The organism is Sphingomonas leidyi, from assembly GCF_011761945.1.
Classification (GTDB): Bacteria; Pseudomonadota; Alphaproteobacteria; order Sphingomonadales; family Sphingomonadaceae; genus Sphingomonas; species Sphingomonas leidyi.
On sequence record NZ_JAASQV010000002.1, the window covers coordinates 41,331 to 58,177 of the forward strand.

Annotated in this window: 17 protein-coding genes; 14 read left to right on the forward strand and 3 right to left on the reverse strand. The window is 68.7% G+C overall.

The window, feature by feature from the left end; translation table 11 throughout:
- Window positions 1-8: 8 nt before the first annotated feature.
- The 5 genes from atpA (at window position 9) to FHR20_RS09890 (ending at window position 4,983) form a co-directional block, all read left to right on the forward strand.
- The gene (gene atpA, locus FHR20_RS09870; RefSeq protein ID WP_167299496.1) at window positions 9-1,538 is read left to right on the forward strand and encodes a F0F1 ATP synthase subunit alpha; all 1,530 of its coding nucleotides are present in this window, start codon (window positions 9-11) and stop codon (window positions 1,536-1,538) included.
- Between the two features lie 10 nt (window positions 1,539-1,548).
- Entirely contained in the window at window positions 1,549-2,166 is a 618-nt protein-coding gene (locus FHR20_RS09875; protein ID WP_341786432.1) for a LysE family translocator, read from the forward strand.
- Window positions 2,167-3,048 (forward strand): F0F1 ATP synthase subunit gamma, encoded by an 882-nt coding sequence (locus FHR20_RS09880; RefSeq protein ID WP_167299497.1) that lies wholly within the window; start codon window positions 2,167-2,169, stop codon window positions 3,046-3,048.
- Window positions 3,049-3,072: 24 nt separating this feature from the next.
- Window positions 3,073-4,599, forward strand: a complete 1,527-nt coding sequence (gene atpD, locus FHR20_RS09885; protein WP_243857275.1) for a F0F1 ATP synthase subunit beta — start codon at window positions 3,073-3,075, stop codon at window positions 4,597-4,599.
- 126 nt (window positions 4,600-4,725) lie between these two features.
- Window positions 4,726-4,983: an ATP synthase F1 subunit epsilon gene (locus tag FHR20_RS09890; RefSeq protein ID WP_167299498.1), complete on the forward strand. Its 258-nt coding sequence runs from the start codon at window positions 4,726-4,728 to the stop codon at window positions 4,981-4,983.
- Between the two features lie 117 nt (window positions 4,984-5,100).
- On the opposite strand, the gene FHR20_RS09895 is transcribed toward FHR20_RS09890, so the two are convergent.
- Window positions 5,101-5,544: a DUF6265 family protein gene (locus FHR20_RS09895; protein ID WP_167299499.1), complete on the reverse strand. Its 444-nt coding sequence runs from the start codon at window positions 5,542-5,544 to the stop codon at window positions 5,101-5,103.
- Between the two features lie 84 nt (window positions 5,545-5,628).
- Here FHR20_RS09895 and FHR20_RS09900 point away from each other — a divergent pair, with 84 nt between their 5' ends.
- The 5 genes from FHR20_RS09900 to FHR20_RS09920 all read left to right on the forward strand — a co-directional run bounded on the left by FHR20_RS09900 (window position 5,629) and on the right by FHR20_RS09920 (window position 11,695).
- Window positions 5,629-6,336 carry a helix-turn-helix domain-containing protein gene (locus tag FHR20_RS09900; protein ID WP_167299500.1) on the forward strand — a complete coding sequence of 236 codons (708 nt, stop codon included), beginning with the start codon at window positions 5,629-5,631 and terminating at the stop codon, window positions 6,334-6,336.
- 69 nt (window positions 6,337-6,405) lie between these two features.
- Window positions 6,406-7,902: a hypothetical protein gene (locus tag FHR20_RS09905; RefSeq protein ID WP_167299501.1), complete on the forward strand. Its 1,497-nt coding sequence runs from the start codon at window positions 6,406-6,408 to the stop codon at window positions 7,900-7,902.
- A gap of 56 nt (window positions 7,903-7,958) precedes the next feature.
- Window positions 7,959-9,518 (forward strand): TadA family conjugal transfer-associated ATPase, encoded by a 1,560-nt coding sequence (locus FHR20_RS09910; protein ID WP_167299502.1) that lies wholly within the window; start codon window positions 7,959-7,961, stop codon window positions 9,516-9,518.
- A 25-nt stretch (window positions 9,519-9,543) separates the two neighbouring features.
- On the forward strand, window positions 9,544-10,698 hold the full coding sequence (locus FHR20_RS09915; protein ID WP_208413553.1) for an aspartyl protease family protein: 1,155 nt from the start codon (window positions 9,544-9,546) through the stop codon (window positions 10,696-10,698).
- Between the two features lie 103 nt (window positions 10,699-10,801).
- Window positions 10,802-11,695 (forward strand): retropepsin-like aspartic protease, encoded by an 894-nt coding sequence (locus tag FHR20_RS09920; protein WP_167299504.1) that lies wholly within the window; start codon window positions 10,802-10,804, stop codon window positions 11,693-11,695.
- 11 nt (window positions 11,696-11,706) lie between these two features.
- Here FHR20_RS09920 and FHR20_RS09925 read toward each other — a convergent pair whose 3' ends face one another.
- Window positions 11,707-11,916 carry a hypothetical protein gene (locus tag FHR20_RS09925; protein WP_243857276.1) on the reverse strand — a complete coding sequence of 70 codons (210 nt, stop codon included), beginning with the start codon at window positions 11,914-11,916 and terminating at the stop codon, window positions 11,707-11,709.
- 30 nt (window positions 11,917-11,946) lie between these two features.
- Here FHR20_RS09925 and FHR20_RS09930 point away from each other — a divergent pair, with 30 nt between their 5' ends.
- Both FHR20_RS09930 and FHR20_RS09935 read left to right on the forward strand, forming a co-directional pair.
- The gene (locus FHR20_RS09930; protein WP_167299505.1) at window positions 11,947-12,768 is read left to right on the forward strand and encodes a class I SAM-dependent methyltransferase; all 822 of its coding nucleotides are present in this window, start codon (window positions 11,947-11,949) and stop codon (window positions 12,766-12,768) included.
- 49 nt (window positions 12,769-12,817) lie between these two features.
- Window positions 12,818-13,873: a methyl-accepting chemotaxis protein gene (locus FHR20_RS09935; RefSeq protein WP_167299506.1), complete on the forward strand. Its 1,056-nt coding sequence runs from the start codon at window positions 12,818-12,820 to the stop codon at window positions 13,871-13,873.
- Between the two features lie 36 nt (window positions 13,874-13,909).
- Here the strand turns inward: FHR20_RS09935 and phaR are convergent, their stop codons facing one another.
- Window positions 13,910-14,488, reverse strand: coding sequence for a polyhydroxyalkanoate synthesis repressor PhaR (gene phaR, locus FHR20_RS09940; protein WP_167299507.1), 579 nt, complete (start codon window positions 14,486-14,488; stop codon window positions 13,910-13,912).
- Between the two features lie 88 nt (window positions 14,489-14,576).
- Between phaR and FHR20_RS09945 the strand changes: the two genes are divergently transcribed.
- Entirely contained in the window at window positions 14,577-15,572 is a 996-nt protein-coding gene (locus FHR20_RS09945; protein WP_243857335.1) for an alpha/beta hydrolase, read from the forward strand.
- A gap of 37 nt (window positions 15,573-15,609) precedes the next feature.
- On the forward strand, window positions 15,610-16,791 hold the full coding sequence (locus tag FHR20_RS09950) for an acetyl-CoA C-acetyltransferase (RefSeq protein ID WP_167299509.1): 1,182 nt from the start codon (window positions 15,610-15,612) through the stop codon (window positions 16,789-16,791).
- The last annotated feature ends 56 nt before the right edge of the window (window positions 16,792-16,847 follow it).

Genomic DNA, 16,847 nt, shown 5'->3' on the forward strand with positions numbered 1-16,847 from the left:
GCTAAGACATGGATATCCGCGCCGCAGAAATCTCGAAGGTCATCAAGGACCAGATCGCCAATTTCGGCTCCGAGGCCCAGGTCTCCGAGACCGGCCAGGTGCTCAGCGTCGGTGACGGCATCGCGCGCATCCACGGGCTCGACAACGTCCAGGCGGGCGAGATGGTCGAGTTCGCGAACGGCGTGCAGGGCATGGCGCTCAACCTCGAGGCCGACAATGTCGGCGTCGTGATCTTCGGTTCGGACGCCGAGATCCGCGAAGGCGACACCGTCAAGCGCACCGGCACCATCGTGGACGTGCCCGTCGGCAAGGGCCTGCTCGGCCGCGTCGTGGACGGCCTGGGCAACCCGATCGACGGCAAGGGCCCGATCGTCGCCGAGAAGCGCAGCCGCGTCGAAGTGAAGGCGCCGGGCATCATCCCGCGCAAGTCGGTCCACGAGCCGGTGCAGACCGGCCTCAAGGCGATCGACGCGCTCGTCCCCGTCGGCCGCGGCCAGCGCGAGCTGATCATCGGCGACCGCCAGACCGGCAAGTCGGCCGTCGCGATCGACACCTTCATCAACCAGAAGACCGTCAACGCCGGCAATGACGAGAGCAAGAAGCTCTATTGCGTCTATGTCGCCGTCGGCCAGAAGCGCTCGACCGTCGCCCAGCTGGTGCGCACGCTCGAGGAGAATGGCGCGATGGAATATTCCATCGTCGTCGCCGCCACCGCGTCGGATCCCGCGCCGCTGCAGTTCCTCGCGCCGTACACCGGCACCGCGATGGGCGAGTATTTCCGCGACAACGGCATGCATGCGCTGATCGTGTTCGACGATCTGTCGAAGCAGGCCGTCGCCTATCGCCAGATGTCGCTGCTGCTCCGCCGTCCGCCGGGCCGCGAAGCCTATCCGGGCGACGTCTTCTATCTCCACAGCCGCCTGCTCGAGCGCGCCGCCAAGCTCAACGACGCCAATGGCAACGGCTCGCTCACCGCGCTGCCGATCATCGAGACGCAGGCGGGCGACGTGTCGGCCTATATCCCGACCAACGTGATCTCGATCACCGACGGCCAGATCTTCCTCGAGACCGACCTGTTCAACGCCGGCATCCGCCCGGCGATCAACGTCGGCCTCTCGGTGTCGCGCGTGGGCTCCTCGGCGCAGACCAAGGCGATGAAGAAGGTCTCGGGCTCGATCAAGCTCGACCTCGCGCAGTATCGCGAGATGGCGGCGTTCGCGCAGTTCGGTTCGGACCTCGACGCCTCGACCCAGCGCCTGCTGAACCGCGGCGCGCGCCTGACCGAGCTGCTCAAGCAGCCGCAGTTCAACCCGCTGCCCTTCGAGGAGCAGACCGCGTCGATCTTCGCCGGCACCCAGGGCTTCCTGGACACCGTCGCTGTGCAGGACGTGGTGCGCTACGAAGCGGCGATGCTCGCCGACCTGCGCGCGAACCACGCCGATATCCTGAGCGCGATCCGCGACTCGAAGGACCTGTCGGACGAGGTGAAGGCAAAGCTCAAGGCCGCCCTCGAGGCGTTCGCCAAGACCTTCGCCTGATCGCCAGCCGGTGGCCGACCACTCCCTCCTCGCATGGACGCTGCTCAGCGTCGGCCTCGTGCTGACGCCCGGGCCGGACACCATGCTCGTCGCGGGTCACGCGGCGCGAGGAGGCGTGCGGGCCGGCCTGGCGGCGGTCTCGGGCGTGGTGCTCGGCGGGCTGTGGTACATGGCGCTGTGCGGCTTCGGCTTCCTCGCCGTACTGTCGGTCTTCCCGGCGCTGTTCACGGTGGTGAAGACCGCCGGCGCGATCTACCTGGCCTGGCTCGGCTTCAAGCTGGTCCGCGGCGCGGTTCGGCCGGCAGCGGCCGCCGCCGAGGCGCCCGCGCTGGGCAAGCCCTTCTGGCAGGGGCTGCTCACCACTGCGCTCAATCCCAAGGTCGCGCTGTTCTTCCTCGCCATCCTGCCGCAGTTCGTCGGCACCGGCCCTGACGCTCCGCTCAAGGGCGCGCTGCTGATCGCGGTGCCCTATGTGCTCGGCGGCTTCTGGCTCGCCGGCATCAGCTTCGTGGCCGCCCGTGCGGGCCGCGCCGCGAAGCAGAGCAGCGCGATGCGCTGGATCGAGGGCGTTCTCGGCGTCGCATTTGTTGGTCTCGCGGGCCGTCTGGCCCTTGCTCGGAATTCGTAAATGGCAAGTTTGAAGGCCCTCAAGATCCGCATCGGCTCGGTGAAGTCGACGCAGAAGATCACCAAGGCGATGAAGATGGTCGCCGCCGCCAAGCTGCGCCGCGCGCAGGAAGCGGCCGAGGCCGGGCGCCCCTATGCCCAGCGCCTCGAAGGCGTCGTCGCGAGCCTGGCCGGCAAGGTGACGGTGAGCGAAAGCTCGCCCAAGCTGCTCGCCGGCACCGGCAAGGACCAGGTGCACCTGCTCGTCGTCGCCACCAGCGACAAGGGCCTGGCCGGCGCGTTCAACACCAACATCGCCCGCCTGGCCCGCCGCCACGCGCAGGAGCTGGTGGCGCAGGGCAAGACGGTGAAGATCTACACGATCGGCCGCAAGGGCCGCGCCGTGCTCAACCGCCAGTTCCCGAAGGACATCGTCCATTCGATCGAGCCGGGCGACCTGGGCAAGCTGGGCTTCGCCGATGCCCGCGGCTATGCCGACGACCTGATCGCGCGCTTCGAGGCGGGCGAGTTCGACGTGGCGACGCTCTTCTACTCCACCTTCAAGTCGGTCCTCGCCCAGGAGCCGACCGCGCAGCAGATCATCCCGGTCGCCGTCCCGGCAGCGGCCGCGGAGACGCCGGGCAGCGGCGCCGCCGTCACCTATGAGCCCGACGAGGAATCGATCCTCGCCGACCTGCTGCCGCGCAACGTCGCCGTGCAGCTCTACCGCGCGATGCGTGAGAACGCCGCGTCGGAGCAGGGCAGCAAGATGACCGCGATGGACAATGCCACGCGCAACGCCGGCGACCTGATCAAGCGCCTCAACACGCTGTACAACCGTCAGCGCCAGGCCGCGATCACCACCGAGCTGGTGGAAATCATTTCGGGCGCCGAAGCGCTCTAAGACCGTTCGAACGAGGAAACAGCAATGGCAACCGAAGCTCCGACCGCAGAGAAGCCCGCCCGCAAGCCGCGCGCAACCAAGCCGAAGGCGGATGCCGCCGGCACTCTGCCGACGACGACCAACAATGTCGGCCGCATCAGCCAGGTGATCGGCGCCGTCGTCGACGTCGCCTTCGAAGGCGCGCTGCCGGCGATTCTCTCGGCGCTCGAGACCGACAACAACGGCAACACGCTCGTCCTCGAGGTCGCGCAGCACCTGGGCGAGAACACCGTCCGCACGATCGCGATGGACTCGACCGAGGGCTTGACCCGCGGCCAGACCGTGACCGACACCGGCTCGCAGATCCGGGTGCCGGTCGGCCCCGCCACGCTCGGCCGCATCCTCAACGTCGTCGGCGAGCCGATCGACGAGCGCGGCCCGGTCGGCACCGACCTGCGCGCGCCGATCCATGCCGAGGCCCCGCTGTTCGTCGACCAGTCGACCGAGAGCGCGATCCTCGTCACCGGCATCAAGGTCATCGACCTGCTCGCGCCGTACGCAAAGGGCGGCAAGATCGGCCTGTTCGGCGGCGCCGGCGTGGGCAAGACCGTGCTCATCCAGGAACTGATCAACAACATCGCCAAGGGCCATGGCGGCACCTCGGTGTTCGCCGGCGTCGGCGAGCGGACCCGTGAGGGCAACGACCTCTATCACGAGTTCCTCGACGCGGGCGTCATCGCCAAGGACGCCGACGGCAACGCGATCAGCGAAGGTTCGAAGGTGGCGCTGGTCTATGGCCAGATGAACGAGCCGCCGGGCGCCCGTGCCCGCGTCGCGCTGTCGGGCCTGACGATCGCCGAATATTTCCGCGACGTCGAAGGCCAGGACGTGCTGTTCTTCGTCGACAACATCTTCCGCTTCACCCAGGCGGGCGCGGAAGTGTCGGCGCTGCTCGGCCGCATTCCTTCGGCCGTGGGCTATCAGCCGACCCTGTCGACCGACATGGGCGCGCTGCAGGAGCGCATCACCTCGACCAACAAGGGCTCGATCACTTCGGTGCAGGCCGTGTACGTCCCCGCGGACGACCTTACCGACCCGGCGCCGGCGACGTCGTTCGCCCACCTCGACGCGACGACCGTGCTCAACCGCGCGATCTCGGAGCTCGGCATCTATCCGGCGGTGGATCCGCTGGACTCGACCAGCCGCGTGCTCGAGCCGCGCGTCGTCGGCCAGGAGCATTACGAGACGGCCCGTGCGGTCCAGTCGATCCTGCAGAAGTACAAGTCGCTGCAGGACATCATCGCCATCCTCGGCATGGACGAGCTCTCGGAAGAGGACAAGCTGACCGTCTCGCGCGCCCGCAAGATCCAGCGCTTCCTTTCGCAGCCCTTCCACGTCGCCGAAGTGTTCACCGGCATCGACGGCAAGTTCGTGCAGATCGAGGACACGATCCGCTCGTTCAAGGCAGTCGTGAACGGCGAGTATGACCATCTGCCGGAAGCAGCCTTTTACATGGTCGGCGGCATCGACGATGCCATCGCCAAGGGCAAGAAGCTGGCCGAAGAGGCGTAAGAGGAACACCTCCCTCTCTCCGCTTGCGGGGAGAGGGCCGGGGAGAGGGGCCTGAACGCCGGGCGCTCGATACTCCCCCTCTCCCCAGCCCTCTCCCCTGAAGGGGAGAGGGAGTAAGGTAAGAAAATGACCCTGCACTTCGAACTCGTCACCCCCGAAAAGCTCCTCCGCTCGGAGGAAGTGCACATGGTCGTCGTCCCCGGCACCGAGGGCGATTTCGGCGTGCTCGAAGGCCATGCCCCGCTGATGTCGACCATCCGCGACGGCAATCTCGAGATCTACAAGGCCGGCGCCACCACGCCGGAGACGATCCGCATCGAAGGCGGTTTCGCGGAAGTGAACGAGAAGGGCCTGACGGTCCTCGCCGAGAAGGCCGAAGGCTGAGGCCAGCCTGCGGGACGCGCCCGCCCGCTCCGTCATCCCGGTGAAAGCCGGGATCCCGGGGAGGCTCTCGTCCCGCCTAGAACGGCCCGGGATTCCGGTTTTCGCCGGGAGGACGCGTTACTTGGCGACCCGCCGATAGGCCCAGCGCATCGGCTTGCCGCCATCGGCCAGCGAAATCTCCGCCATCAGCACCTCGCCCTCGCGCCAATAGCGGATGCGCTGCGGGTAATCGTGTTCCGCGTTGACGAAGGTGACGCCCTGCGCCGCCGCGTCGCGCGCTGCCGCCCGGAAATCGGTCGCGGCTTGTCCGGCCGGCTCGGCATGGAAGACGAACCCGCCTGCATCGCCGCTGATCCGCATCGGCTCGCTCCGCTCACCCTTCGCGCTCGTCGTGACGGTGACGCCGCGCATCACCTGATCCGATCCCATCGGCTCCCAGGTCTCGCAGGTCGTGCGGCCGCCCCGCGGCTCGGTGCACCATTTGCCGACCAGCCAGCCGAACGGCATTTCCTGCGGACCGGCCAGGCCCAGTCCGGCGAGCAGAATGATGTTGGCGATCATCTCGATTCCTCCCTGTTCCGCGTCGCGCGATACGCTGCGCCGCCCGCACTGGCTTGAACCGACGCGACATGCGAGGCTGGCGCCATGGACTATGCCGAGCTGCCCTTGCCGCCCGCGCTCGCCGGCCTCGTCGCCGCGGTGTGGACGCTCGCCGCCAGCCAGCCGGGATGGGTGGAACATGAAGCGACGCCCGATGGCTGTGTCGAGCTGATCCGCCGCCATGCCGGCCGCTCCGAATGGCGGCGCGACCAGCCGGAATATTTCGCCACCGGCCTTTCGGACCGTCCGATCCGGTTCGGCTTCAGCGGCGACGCGCGCTTCACTGCGATCAAGCTCTGGCCCTGGGCATGGCACGCGCTGGGCGGCACGCCATGCCCCGGCTTCGCCGACGACTGGATCGCAGTCGCGCCCGATTCGGCGCTGGCGATGCTCCTGCAGGGCGATCCGGTCGCCAACCTTGCCGGCGCCTTGGCCAGCGCCGTGCCGCCGCCGCTAGCCCGGGCGATCCTGACGTCGGACAGCGTCGCCACGATTGCCGCGCGCACCGGCCTGCCACATCGTCGCCTGCAACGCATCTTCGCGCGCGAGCTGGGGCTGGCACCGCGCACCTATTTGCGACTGCTGCGCTTCCGCGAGGCCCTGCAGGACGTCCAGCAGGGCGCGGACACGCTCGCCGGCACCGCCGCCGCGCGCGGCTATGCCGATCAGGCGCACATGGCCCGCGATTTCCGGGCCCTTGCCGGCATGCCGCCCAGCAACGCCCGCGCCCGCGCACGCGGACCTTTCCTCTAGCCGCGGCCGCTACCCGGTCTTAACTCCGTGCTCCTATCTTCCGGCGAGCGAGAAGGGGGACCCGAGACGATGGCAATGGCGCGCTGGCAGGGCCTCGAACGCGCGCGCCCGGCACTGTTCGCCCTGTTCCTGCTCGTCGCGCTGGCGGTGCGCTGGCCCGCCTATGGCGAGTGGAACTATGCCGTGGACGACCAGTATTTCGCGCTGGTCGGGCGCAGGCTCCTTGCCGGCGACCTTCTCTATGTCGACATCTGGGACCGCAAGCCGCCGCTCCTCTATCTGACCTATGCCGCGATCGCCCGGATCCAGCCATCGGCGCTGGCCTATCAACTCGTCGCCACGGTCTTCGCCGCGCTCGGCGGCTATGGCACCGCGCGAATCGCCCGGCTGATCGCGCCCCTCCCGGCGGCGCTGATGGCCGGCATCGCCTATTGCGTGCTGCTCACGCGCTTCGGCGGCGGGAATGGCGAGGCGGCGGTGTTCTACAATCCGCTGATCCTCGCCACCGCCTGGTCGATCGCCGCCAGCATCGCGCAGTTGCGGCGCGGCGTACTGCCGCCTCGGGTGCTGCTCGGCATGTTCACCGCCGGCCTCGCGATCGGCTTCAAGCAATCGGCGGGGTTCGAAGCCCTGTTCTTCGGCATCGCCACCCTCGCGATCCTGGCGCGCAGCGGCATGGACTGGCGCGCGCTGGCGGTTCGCGCCGCGGCGATGGCCGCGCTCGGTGCACTGCCCCTCGCCGCGATCGGCCTCGCCTATTGGTGGATGGGGCATTTCCCGCAGCTGTGGCAGGCGCTGGTGCTGTCGAACTTCGCCCGCGCCTATGATGCCGGCCGGATGACGCGCGCGCTGGCGCTGGCCGGGCTGTTGTGCCTTCCGCTCCTGTTCGCGGTCCTCGGCTATCTGCGCGGCCGCGCCAGCCGGCCCGCGCCGCTCGACTTCCTCGCCTGCTGGGCAGTTGCGGCAACCCTGGCCGTCGCGATCTTTCCCGGCCTCTATCTCCATTATGCCCTGCCCCTGCTGGCACCGCTGGCGATACTGGGCGCCCCCTTCTTCGCCCGGCCGGGAATCGGCGCGCTCGGCTTCGCCGCGCTGCTCGTCCTGAATCTCGCAACGTCGGACATGTTCGACCTGCCCGTCCGCGCGCGCGCCCGGCCTGCCGCCGCCGCATTGGTGGAGCAGGTGCGTCAGGTAACGCCGCATGGCAGGCTGCTGGTGTTCGGCATGCCGAGCTATCTCTATGCCGCGATCGGCAGCGCCCCGCCCACTATCCTCGCCTTCCCCGCCCATTTCTACGAAGGCGCGGAATCGGGCGCGAGCGGCATCGACGAAGTGGCCGAGCTGCGCCGCGTGCTGCACGCGGAGCCCGAGACCGTCGTCGTCCAGGAGCCGCTTCCAGCCGCGCCGCTGAACGAAGCGAATGTCGCCCAGGTCATTCGCTATGTCCGCCGCTGCGAAGCCGTGCGGCGCATGACGATCTACGATCATGAGGGGGAGAAGCGCATGGCCGTCCATAGCGGCTGCGCCCGCGCCGCGCCCACATCGCCGCCGGCCGCGGAAGATTAGGCAAATCTCAAGCCTTCGCGGTTAACGCTCGCCGAACGAGGGGACATTGGATTCTGATGAGCGCTTTCGGACGACGCAGCGGATTGGGTGGTGGACCGGCAGGCCGGCCGGCGTTCGGTGTCGCACGGCCGATGCAGGGCGGCGGGCCGCTGCCGCGCCCGGTGGACCCCGCGCCGCTCGGCGGCGAGCAATTCCCGCCGATCAACTCGGTGCCGCTGCCCGGCCAGGGCGGCGCCGACGGGTTCGAGCAACGTGACCCGAGCGGCCCCAGCGTCGCCAGCGCAGAGGCGATGCAGCGCCTCGCCGATCGCCAGGCCGCGGCCGGCGAGCAGGGCAATTCGCGCGTCGAGGGATTCGAGGCCTCGATTCACCGCATCAAGGAACAGGTGCTGCCGCGCCTGCTCGAGCGCGTCGATCCCGAAGCGGCCGCGACGCTCAGCAAGGATGAGCTGGCCGAGGAATTCCGCCCGATCATCGGCGAGGTGCTCGCCGAACTGAAGCTCACGCTCAACCGCCGCGAACAGTTCGCGCTCGAAAAGGTGCTGGTCGACGAGCTGCTCGGCCTGGGGCCGCTCGAGGAGCTGCTCGCCGATACGGCCATCTCGGACATCATGGTCAACGGCCCCGAGCAGACCTTTGTCGAGCGCAAGGGCAAGCTCGAGCTGGCCAATATCCAGTTCCGCGACGAGGAGCATCTGTTCCAGATCGCGCAGCGCATCTGCAACTCGGTCGGCCGCCGCGTCGACCAGACCACGCCGCTGGCCGACGCCCGCCTGAAGGACGGCAGCCGCGTCAACGTGATCGTGCCGCCGCTGAGCCTGCGCGGCACCGCGATCTCGATCCGTAAATTCTCGGCCAAGCCGATCACGCTCGACATGATGGCCCAGGGCGGATCGATGTCGCAGAAGATGGCGACGATGCTGAAGATCGCGGGCGCCAGCCGCTTCAACATCGTCATCTCGGGCGGTACCGGCTCGGGCAAGACGACGATGCTCAACGCCCTGTCGAAGATGATCGACCCGGGCGAGCGGGTGCTGACGATCGAGGACGCGGCCGAACTCCGGCTGCAGCAGCCGCACTGGCTGCCGCTGGAGACCCGCCCGCCCAACCTGGAAGGCCAGGGCGAGATCACCATCCGCGATCTCGTCAAGAACGCGCTGCGCATGCGCCCGGACCGGATCATCCTGGGCGAAATTCGCGGATCCGAATGCTTCGACATGCTGTCGGCGATGAACACCGGCCATGACGGCTCGATGTGCACGCTCCACTCCAACTCCCCGCGCGAGGCGCTCGCCCGCATGGAGAACATGGTGATGATGTCGGACATCAAGGTGCCCAAGGAAGCGATCAGCCGCCAGATCGCCGATTCGGTCGACCTCATCATCCAGGTGAAGCGCCTGCGCGACGGCAGCCGCCGCGTGACCAACGTCACCGAGGTGATCGGCATGGAAGGCCCGGTGATCGTCACCCAGGAGCTGTTCAAGTTCGAATATCTGGACGAGAGCGCCGACGGCAAGATCATCGGCGAATATCGCTCGATGGGCCTGCGCCCCTATACACTCGACAAGGCCAAGCAATATGGCTTCGACCAGGCATTGCTCGAGGCGTGCCTCTGATCGCCTGACCGGCTAGACCATGCCGGTGCTCGGCTTCCTCCTGCCCCTCGCGCTCGCCTCGGTTCCTCCCGTTTCCAACGGCGCGGAAGCGAAGGACGGCATCACCCTGGCGTCCGACAGCGAGGCGCGCTGGATCGCGTTCGACCTGACGCCTTCCAACCAGATCCGCTTCGAGGCAGTGCTGAACGGCCGGCCCGTGCGCGCCGTGCTCGACACCGGGCTCACCAACACGCTCGCCACCCAGGATTTCGCCACCCGCGCGCGGCTCGCCGCCGGGCGCCGCCAGCCCGCCCTGGCGATCGGCGGCGGCGTGGAAGTCGCCTGGGCGCCCGGCGGCACGCTCGTCATCGGCGGGCTCACCCGGCGCGGCGGGCGCATCGCCATCCCGGACGCGCCCGGCCAGGAGCGGTTCGGCGCGGACCTGCTGATCGGTAGCGACGTGCTGAGTTGCTGCGCGCTCGACATCGACTATGCGGTGCGCCGTTTCCGCATCCTGCCGACGGGCCGCCTGCCCTTCACCGGCACCACCGCGCCGCTCGCGCTCCAGCGCGACGCCGGCGTACCGGTCACCGAGATCCGCCTGGCCGGCACGCGCCTGCGCCCGATGATCGTCGATACCGGCGACGGCGCTTCGGTGACGCTGAGCCGCGCCGCCTGGGCCGGTGCCGATTATCGCGGCGCCGCCATCTCCACCACCCTGGGCTGGGGAATCGGCGGCCCCCTGGTCAGCGAAGTCGCGGTGGTGAACGGCTTCACGCTCGGCGGCGCCGCCCTGCCCGAGACCGAGCTGCGCATCGAGGGAGAGGGCGGCTATTCCGCCGCCGCGGGCGTTGCCGGCCGGATCGGCACCGGGCTGCTGCTGCGCTACCGGGTGCTGCTCGATCCGCGCGCCGGGCGGATGGTGCTCCAGCCCGGTGCCATGGCCGCCGCGCCGGTGCTCCGCTCGACCAGCGGGCTGCTGCTCGGTGCCGAGGGCACGCATCTGCGCGTGCTGCACGTGATGCGCGGCTCGCCCGCCGCCGAATCGGGCTGGCACGAAGGCGAGACGATCTGCGCCGCCGACGGCGTGCCCGTCGCCGGGCGGCCGATCGAATGGAGCGCAGGCGCGCCCGGCCGCACCGTGGCGCTCACGCTGTGCGACGGCAGCGAGCGCAGGCTGACGCTGCGACAATTCTACTAGGGCATGCAGGGGCCGGGCACCCCCAGGACCGTTGACCCGCAATCGATATGGTGCATTATATCAGCAACACACTTTGGGGGGCTGTGCGATCATGGGCTGGAGAATGGCGCGAAACCTTGCCGCTTCGCTCGCCGTGGCGGGGATCGGATCGAGCGCGGCCCTTGCCGGCCCCGAGCGGCCGCCGGTTTGCGCGCTGGTGGAGAAGGCGGGCGCCGATGCCCTGCTGAGCGTGCCCTTCCGCGTCGTCGACGGGCGCATCTATGTCGATGCGCGCGTCAATGGCGGCGGGCCCTACAGCTTCGCGGTCGATACGGGCGCGAGCGGCATGGGCCGCGCCGATGCCAGCCTGGTCGCGAAGCTGAAGCTGCCGGTCACCGGAGCCGCCGAGACCTCGGATGCCGTTGCCTCCGCGCGAGTCGATACCGTCCGCCTGGCTTCGGTCGAGCTTGGCGGGCTGGTTCGCCGCGACATCGAAGTGATGACGCGCGACTATAGCAGCAGGATGATGCCCGAGGCGGCGTTCGCCGGGATACTGGGGCGTGCCTTCTTCGCCGACGGGCTGCTGGTGATCGACTATCCGAAGCAAAGGCTCACCTTTACCAGGGGCCCGGGCCTGGCGCGCGGCGCGGCGGGCGTGCTCGGATATGAGCGCGCCTTCCGCGTGCCCGTGACGATCGGCGCGATTTCGACCGAAGGCAATCTCGATACCGGCGCCAATGTAAGCTTCGTCCTGCCCAAGCCGCTCTTCGATCGCGTCGGCGGCGGCACGGTCGCGGCGGCGGGCGACGGAAAGCTGAGCAATACGGCCGTGAAGACCGGCAGCGCCACGCTGCGCGGCCCGTTCCGGATCGGATCCGCGACTCTCTCCGACATGACGGTGCGGGTTTCGGACAAATATCCCGAGCTTCTGGTGGGCGCCCATGCCCTGCAGCATTTCGCCCTGCTCGTCGATCAGCGTTCCTCCAGCGTCGCGCTTTGCCCGGCCGGGGCATCCTAGGCCGGCGGGGCTCAGCGCAGGTTGAGCGCCACGCTGGCCAGGATCACCGCGCCCAGCATCGCCATCACCTGGAGGAACTGCCAGGGCACATAGCCGACATCGTCGATCCGCGTGCGCCGGCGGCGGCGATGCTCGCCCAGCGCACTGACCACCGCAATCGCCGCCGCGCCTGCCGCACCGAACCATAATTGTTGTTGCATCGAACCGAAGAACCCCCACATGCGCGGACGACATCTAGGGAGGGAATTCGCGTGCGCCAGACCCTGACCGTTCTTGCGGTGCTCACCACTGCCGTCGCCGTGGCCAGCGTCGCCACCGGGGCCCCGCGCACCCAGCGCTCGGCCATCGCCGAAGCGGTCGCCTCGCCCAGCCGCTCGCCGGCCAATGTCGCGCGCGATCCCTATCGCCATCCGGTCGATACGCTCAACTTCTTCGGCGTTAAGCCCGGCAACACCGTGGTCGAGATCTGGCCGGGCGGCGGCTGGTATACGGAGATCCTCGCGCCGCTCACTCGCGCCAAGGGCCAATATTATGCCGCGGTCGGCCCCGATTTCCCGAATGGCGGCAAGGCGGTCGAGGCGCTGAAGGCCAAGGACCCGGCGCTCTACGGCCATGCCAAGCTCGTCGCCTTCCCCGCCGAAGCCGGCCAGCCCAAGGTGGCCGACGGCACCGCCGACATCGTCCTCACCTTCCGCAACGTCCATAACTGGCGGATGGGCTACAAGCGCGGCGACCAGGACTATGCGCCCGAGGCGTTCCGCCAGATGTTCGCGATGCTCAAGAAGGGCGGCACGCTCGGCATCGAGGATCATCGCCTGCCCGAAGCGGCGAGCGACGCGCGCGAGAAGACCAGCGGCTATCTGAAGGTCTCCACCGTCCGCCGCCTGGCCGAGCAGGCCGGCTTCGTCTTCGTCGCCGCGTCCGAGGTCAACGCCAATCCGCGCGACACCGCCGACTGGCCCAAGGGCGTATGGACGCTGCCGCCCACCTATACGCTCAAGGACGTCGACCGCGCGAAGTACGCCGCGATCGGCGAGAGCGACCGGATGACGCTAAAGTTCAGGAAACCCTGATTTTTTCGTGCTAAACGAGGCATTAACCGTCTCGTCTTATCACTGACATGTGCCACGCCGAATTCGAACCCTTCTGTCGGTCCTCCGCGAGGAAGTAGACAGCTATGCCGCGACCAGCGAGGAAATCGCCGCGCGTACCAACCTGCTTGCGCTGAACGCGGCGATCGAAGCCGCGCGCTCGGGCGAGGCCGGGCGCGGCTTCTCGGTGGTGGCGCAGGAAGTGAAGGCGCTGGCGCAACAGGCGCGCGGCGCCTCGATCGAGTTCCGCTCCGAAGTGCGCGAGCGGCTCGCCATGGGCGCCGGCATCGCCGACGAGATGGTGAGCGAGATCGAAGGCACCCGCCTTGTCGAGCTCGCCCAGGCGCTGATCCAGAACGTCTCCCGCCACCTTTATGGCCGCAGCATCGATCTGCGCGTGATGGCGACCGATGCCGAGGTGATCGCGGCGCTCGAGGATCCAAGCCCCGAGACGATCGCCGCGGCGGACGCCAGGCTGGCGCTGCTCACCGAGATTTCTCCCTATTACGTCAACGCCTTCCTTGCCGACGACGCGGGCAAGGTGATCGCCTCGTCCGATCCGCATGCGCGCGTGCGCGGTGTCGACCTGTCGAGCGCTCCGCAATATCTGAACGCGATCCGCAGCCACCGGCGCGACGAATGGTTCACCGACGAAGTGTGGCTCAACCCCTATTCGGACCATCGCGCGGTGCTCGTCTTCGTCACCGGCGTGCGCCCGCGCGGCCGCGACGGACGGCCGCTCGGCGCCTTCTATCTCGAGTTCGACTGGGAGGGGCACATCCCCGCGATCATCTCCGACCTGTCGCTCTTCAGCGAGCGCGACTGGGGGCGGACCAGCATTTCGATCGTCGACGAACAGGATCGGATCGTCGCCACGTCGGCGGGCAAGCGCCATGGCGAGCACGTCATGCTGCCGCCCAATGCGGTGCGCGGCGCCGAAGTGCGCGGCGACAACACGATCGCCTTCGCCAGCGCCACCGATTATCACGGATTCGGCGGGCTGGGCCTGCGCTGCGTGATCGAGCAGAAGATGCCCACGCTGGAGGAGATCCGCGCGGCGCTGGGCGTGCTGCGGGCGCGGAGCTGATATCCTCCTCCTCTCCCCGGAAGGGAGGGGAAGAAGCTATTTGGCCAGCTTCTCGATCTTGTCCTGCAGCCGGGCGAGTTCGGCCTTGAGCGCTGCGACGTCGTCCTCGCCGCTCGGCGCGGGCGCAGGAGCCGGAGTAGCCGCGGATGCCCCCGGCGCGCCCGGTGCCGTCCCGGGCTTGAATGCCTGAGTCGCCGCTTCGAAGATTTCCATGTTGCGCTTGGCCATCTCGGCGAAGGGCGAATTGGCGAAGGCGCCTTCCACTGCCGACTTGAACTGCTGCTGGTTGCGGCGGAAGCTCTCCATCGAGGCCTCGAGATAGCCGGGCACCATCGCCTGCATCGAATCGCCGTACAGGGCGATCAGCTGACGCAGGAAGTTCACCGGCAGCATGGTCTGGCCGCGCTGCTCCTCTTCCATGATGATCTGAGTGAGGACATTATGGGTGATGTCCTCCTCGGTCTTGGCATCGACGACCTTGAAATCGCGCCCCTCGCGCGTCATCGCGGCCAGATGGTCCAGCGTGATGTAGGACGAGGTTTCGGTGTTGTAGAGTCGCCGGTTCGCGTACTTCTTGATGATGACCGGACCGGTGCCAGCAGCGCTCTTCTTCATCTAAGGCCCCCAGGTGAGTGAAACATATCTATCATCGTTTCATTCTGCGGCGCAACACGGACCGCGCCCGCTGCCGCTGTTCCTTTCGCTGTTGCGCAGCGAGACCGCAGCATCGCCCGAGCGCCGGGCCGCCGCGCTTGCCGGACTGAAGGCCTATCAGCAGGCGGAAAGGCCACCGGAACGCATATTGCCGCCCGCGATCGCCACCGCCGGTCGCGCCGCGCTGCGCGACTATGGCGGAAGCGGTCCGCCGGTCGTCTTCGTGCCGTCGCTGATCAATCCGCCCTTCATTCTCGATCTCGCGCCGGGCAATTCGCTGCTCGAATGGCTGGCGACGCAAGGGCTTCGGCCGCTGCTCGTCGATTGGGGCGCGCCCGCGCCGGAGGATCGGGGCCAGGGCATCGATCATCACATCGCCGCGCTGCTGCTCCCCCTGCTCGATACGCTGGACGAACCGCCGCTGCTCGCCGGCTATTGCCTGGGCGGCACGCTGGCCATGGCGGCGGCGATGCTGCGGCCGGCACGCGGGCTGGTCACCATTGCCGCCCCCTGGCGCTTCCGCCGTTATGGCGATTTCGCGCGCGCAGCCATTGCGGCGCAATGGGAGGCCGCGCAACCGTCCTGCGCCCAGCTCGGCCTGGTGCCGATGGAAGTGCTCCAGGCCGGTTTCTGGCAACTCGATCCTGCCAGGACGATCGCCAAGTTCGAGCGATTCGCCCGACTGGCGCCGGACAGCGACCAGGCCCGCGCCTTCGTCGCGCTCGAGGACTGGGCCAATGCCGGCGCGCCGCTCACCCATGCCGCGGGGCAGGAGATGTTCGAGCGCTTCTTCCGCGCCGACCGGCCGGGCGCCGGCCGCTGGTGGGTGAAGGGCACGCGCATCCTCCCCGCGCGGCTCGCCTGCCCCGCGCTGGAGCTGCTCTCCACCACCGACCGCATCGTTCCCGCCGCCACCGCCGCCGGCCTGGCCGCGCGTCGGAGCCTCGCCCTCGGCCATGTCGGCATGATCGTCGGCAGCCGCGCGCGCGCAATGGTGTGGGAGCCGCTGCGCGACTGGCTTCTTGCCGCAGCGCACACTAGATAGCCGCCAAACGACAAAGACCATCCGCAGGAGTCCTTCCATGACCAGCCCGACCGACGTCGTCATCACCGCCGCCAAGCGCACCCCCGTGGGCAGCTTCCTCGGCGCTTTCGGCAGCACCCCCGCGCACGAGCTGGGCCGCATCGCGATCGAGGCGGCACTGGAACAGGCCGGCGTGAAGGGCGAGGAAGTCAGCGAAGTCATCCTCGGCCAGGTGCTCACCGCCGCGCAGGGCCAGAACCCCGCCCGCCAGGCTTCGATGGCCGCGGGCGTGCCCAAGGAAGTGCCCGCATGGAGCGTGCAGCAGGTCTGCGGCTCGGGCCTGCGCGCCGTGGCGCTCGCCGCCCAGGCGATCCAGACGGGCGATTCGACCATCGTCGTCGCCGGCGGCCAGGAGAGCATGTCGCTCGCCAACCACGCCCAGGCGCTGCGTGCCGGCGCCAAGATGGGCGACGTCGCCCTGGTCGACACGATGATCAAGGACGGCCTGACCGACGTGTTCAACGGCTATCACATGGGCATCACCGCCGAGAACCTGGCCGAGCAATATCAGGTCACGCGCGCCGAGCAGGACGCGTTCGCCGTCGCCAGCCAGAACAAGGCCGAGGCCGCCCGCGCCGCCGGCCGCTTCAAGGACGAGATCGCCCCGGTCACGATCAAGGGCCGCAAGGGCGACACCATCGTCGCCGACGACGAATATATCCGCGCCGGCGCCACGGTGGAGAGCGTCGCGGGCCTGCGCCCCGCCTTCAAGAAGGACGGTACCGTCACCGCCGCCAACGCATCGGGCCTCAACGACGGCGCCGCCGCGCTGGTGGTGATGTCGCGCGCCGAGGCCGAGAAGCGCGGCGCGCCGATCCTCGCGACGATCCGCAGCTGGGCCACCGCCGGCGTCGACCCGTCGATCATGGGCATCGGCCCGGTCCCGGCATCGCGCAAGGCGCTGGAAAAGGCCGGCTGGGCGATCGCCGACCTCGATCTGATCGAAGCGAACGAAGCCTTTGCCGCGCAGGCGCTGTCGGTGGGCAAGGAACTGGGCTGGGACGCGAGCAAGGTGAACGTCAATGGCGGCGCGATCGCCATCGGCCATCCGATCGGCGCTTCGGGCGCCCGCGTGCTCACCACCCTGATCTACGAGATGGCCAAGCGCGATGCGAAGAAGGGCCTGGCCACGCTCTGCATCGGCGGCGGCATGGGAATCGCCATGTGCGTCGAGCGCTGAGCGGCTTTCGTCGCGTTACGAAATGTTTCTAGCGGATGGGGCCTTAGCGTGTTGAA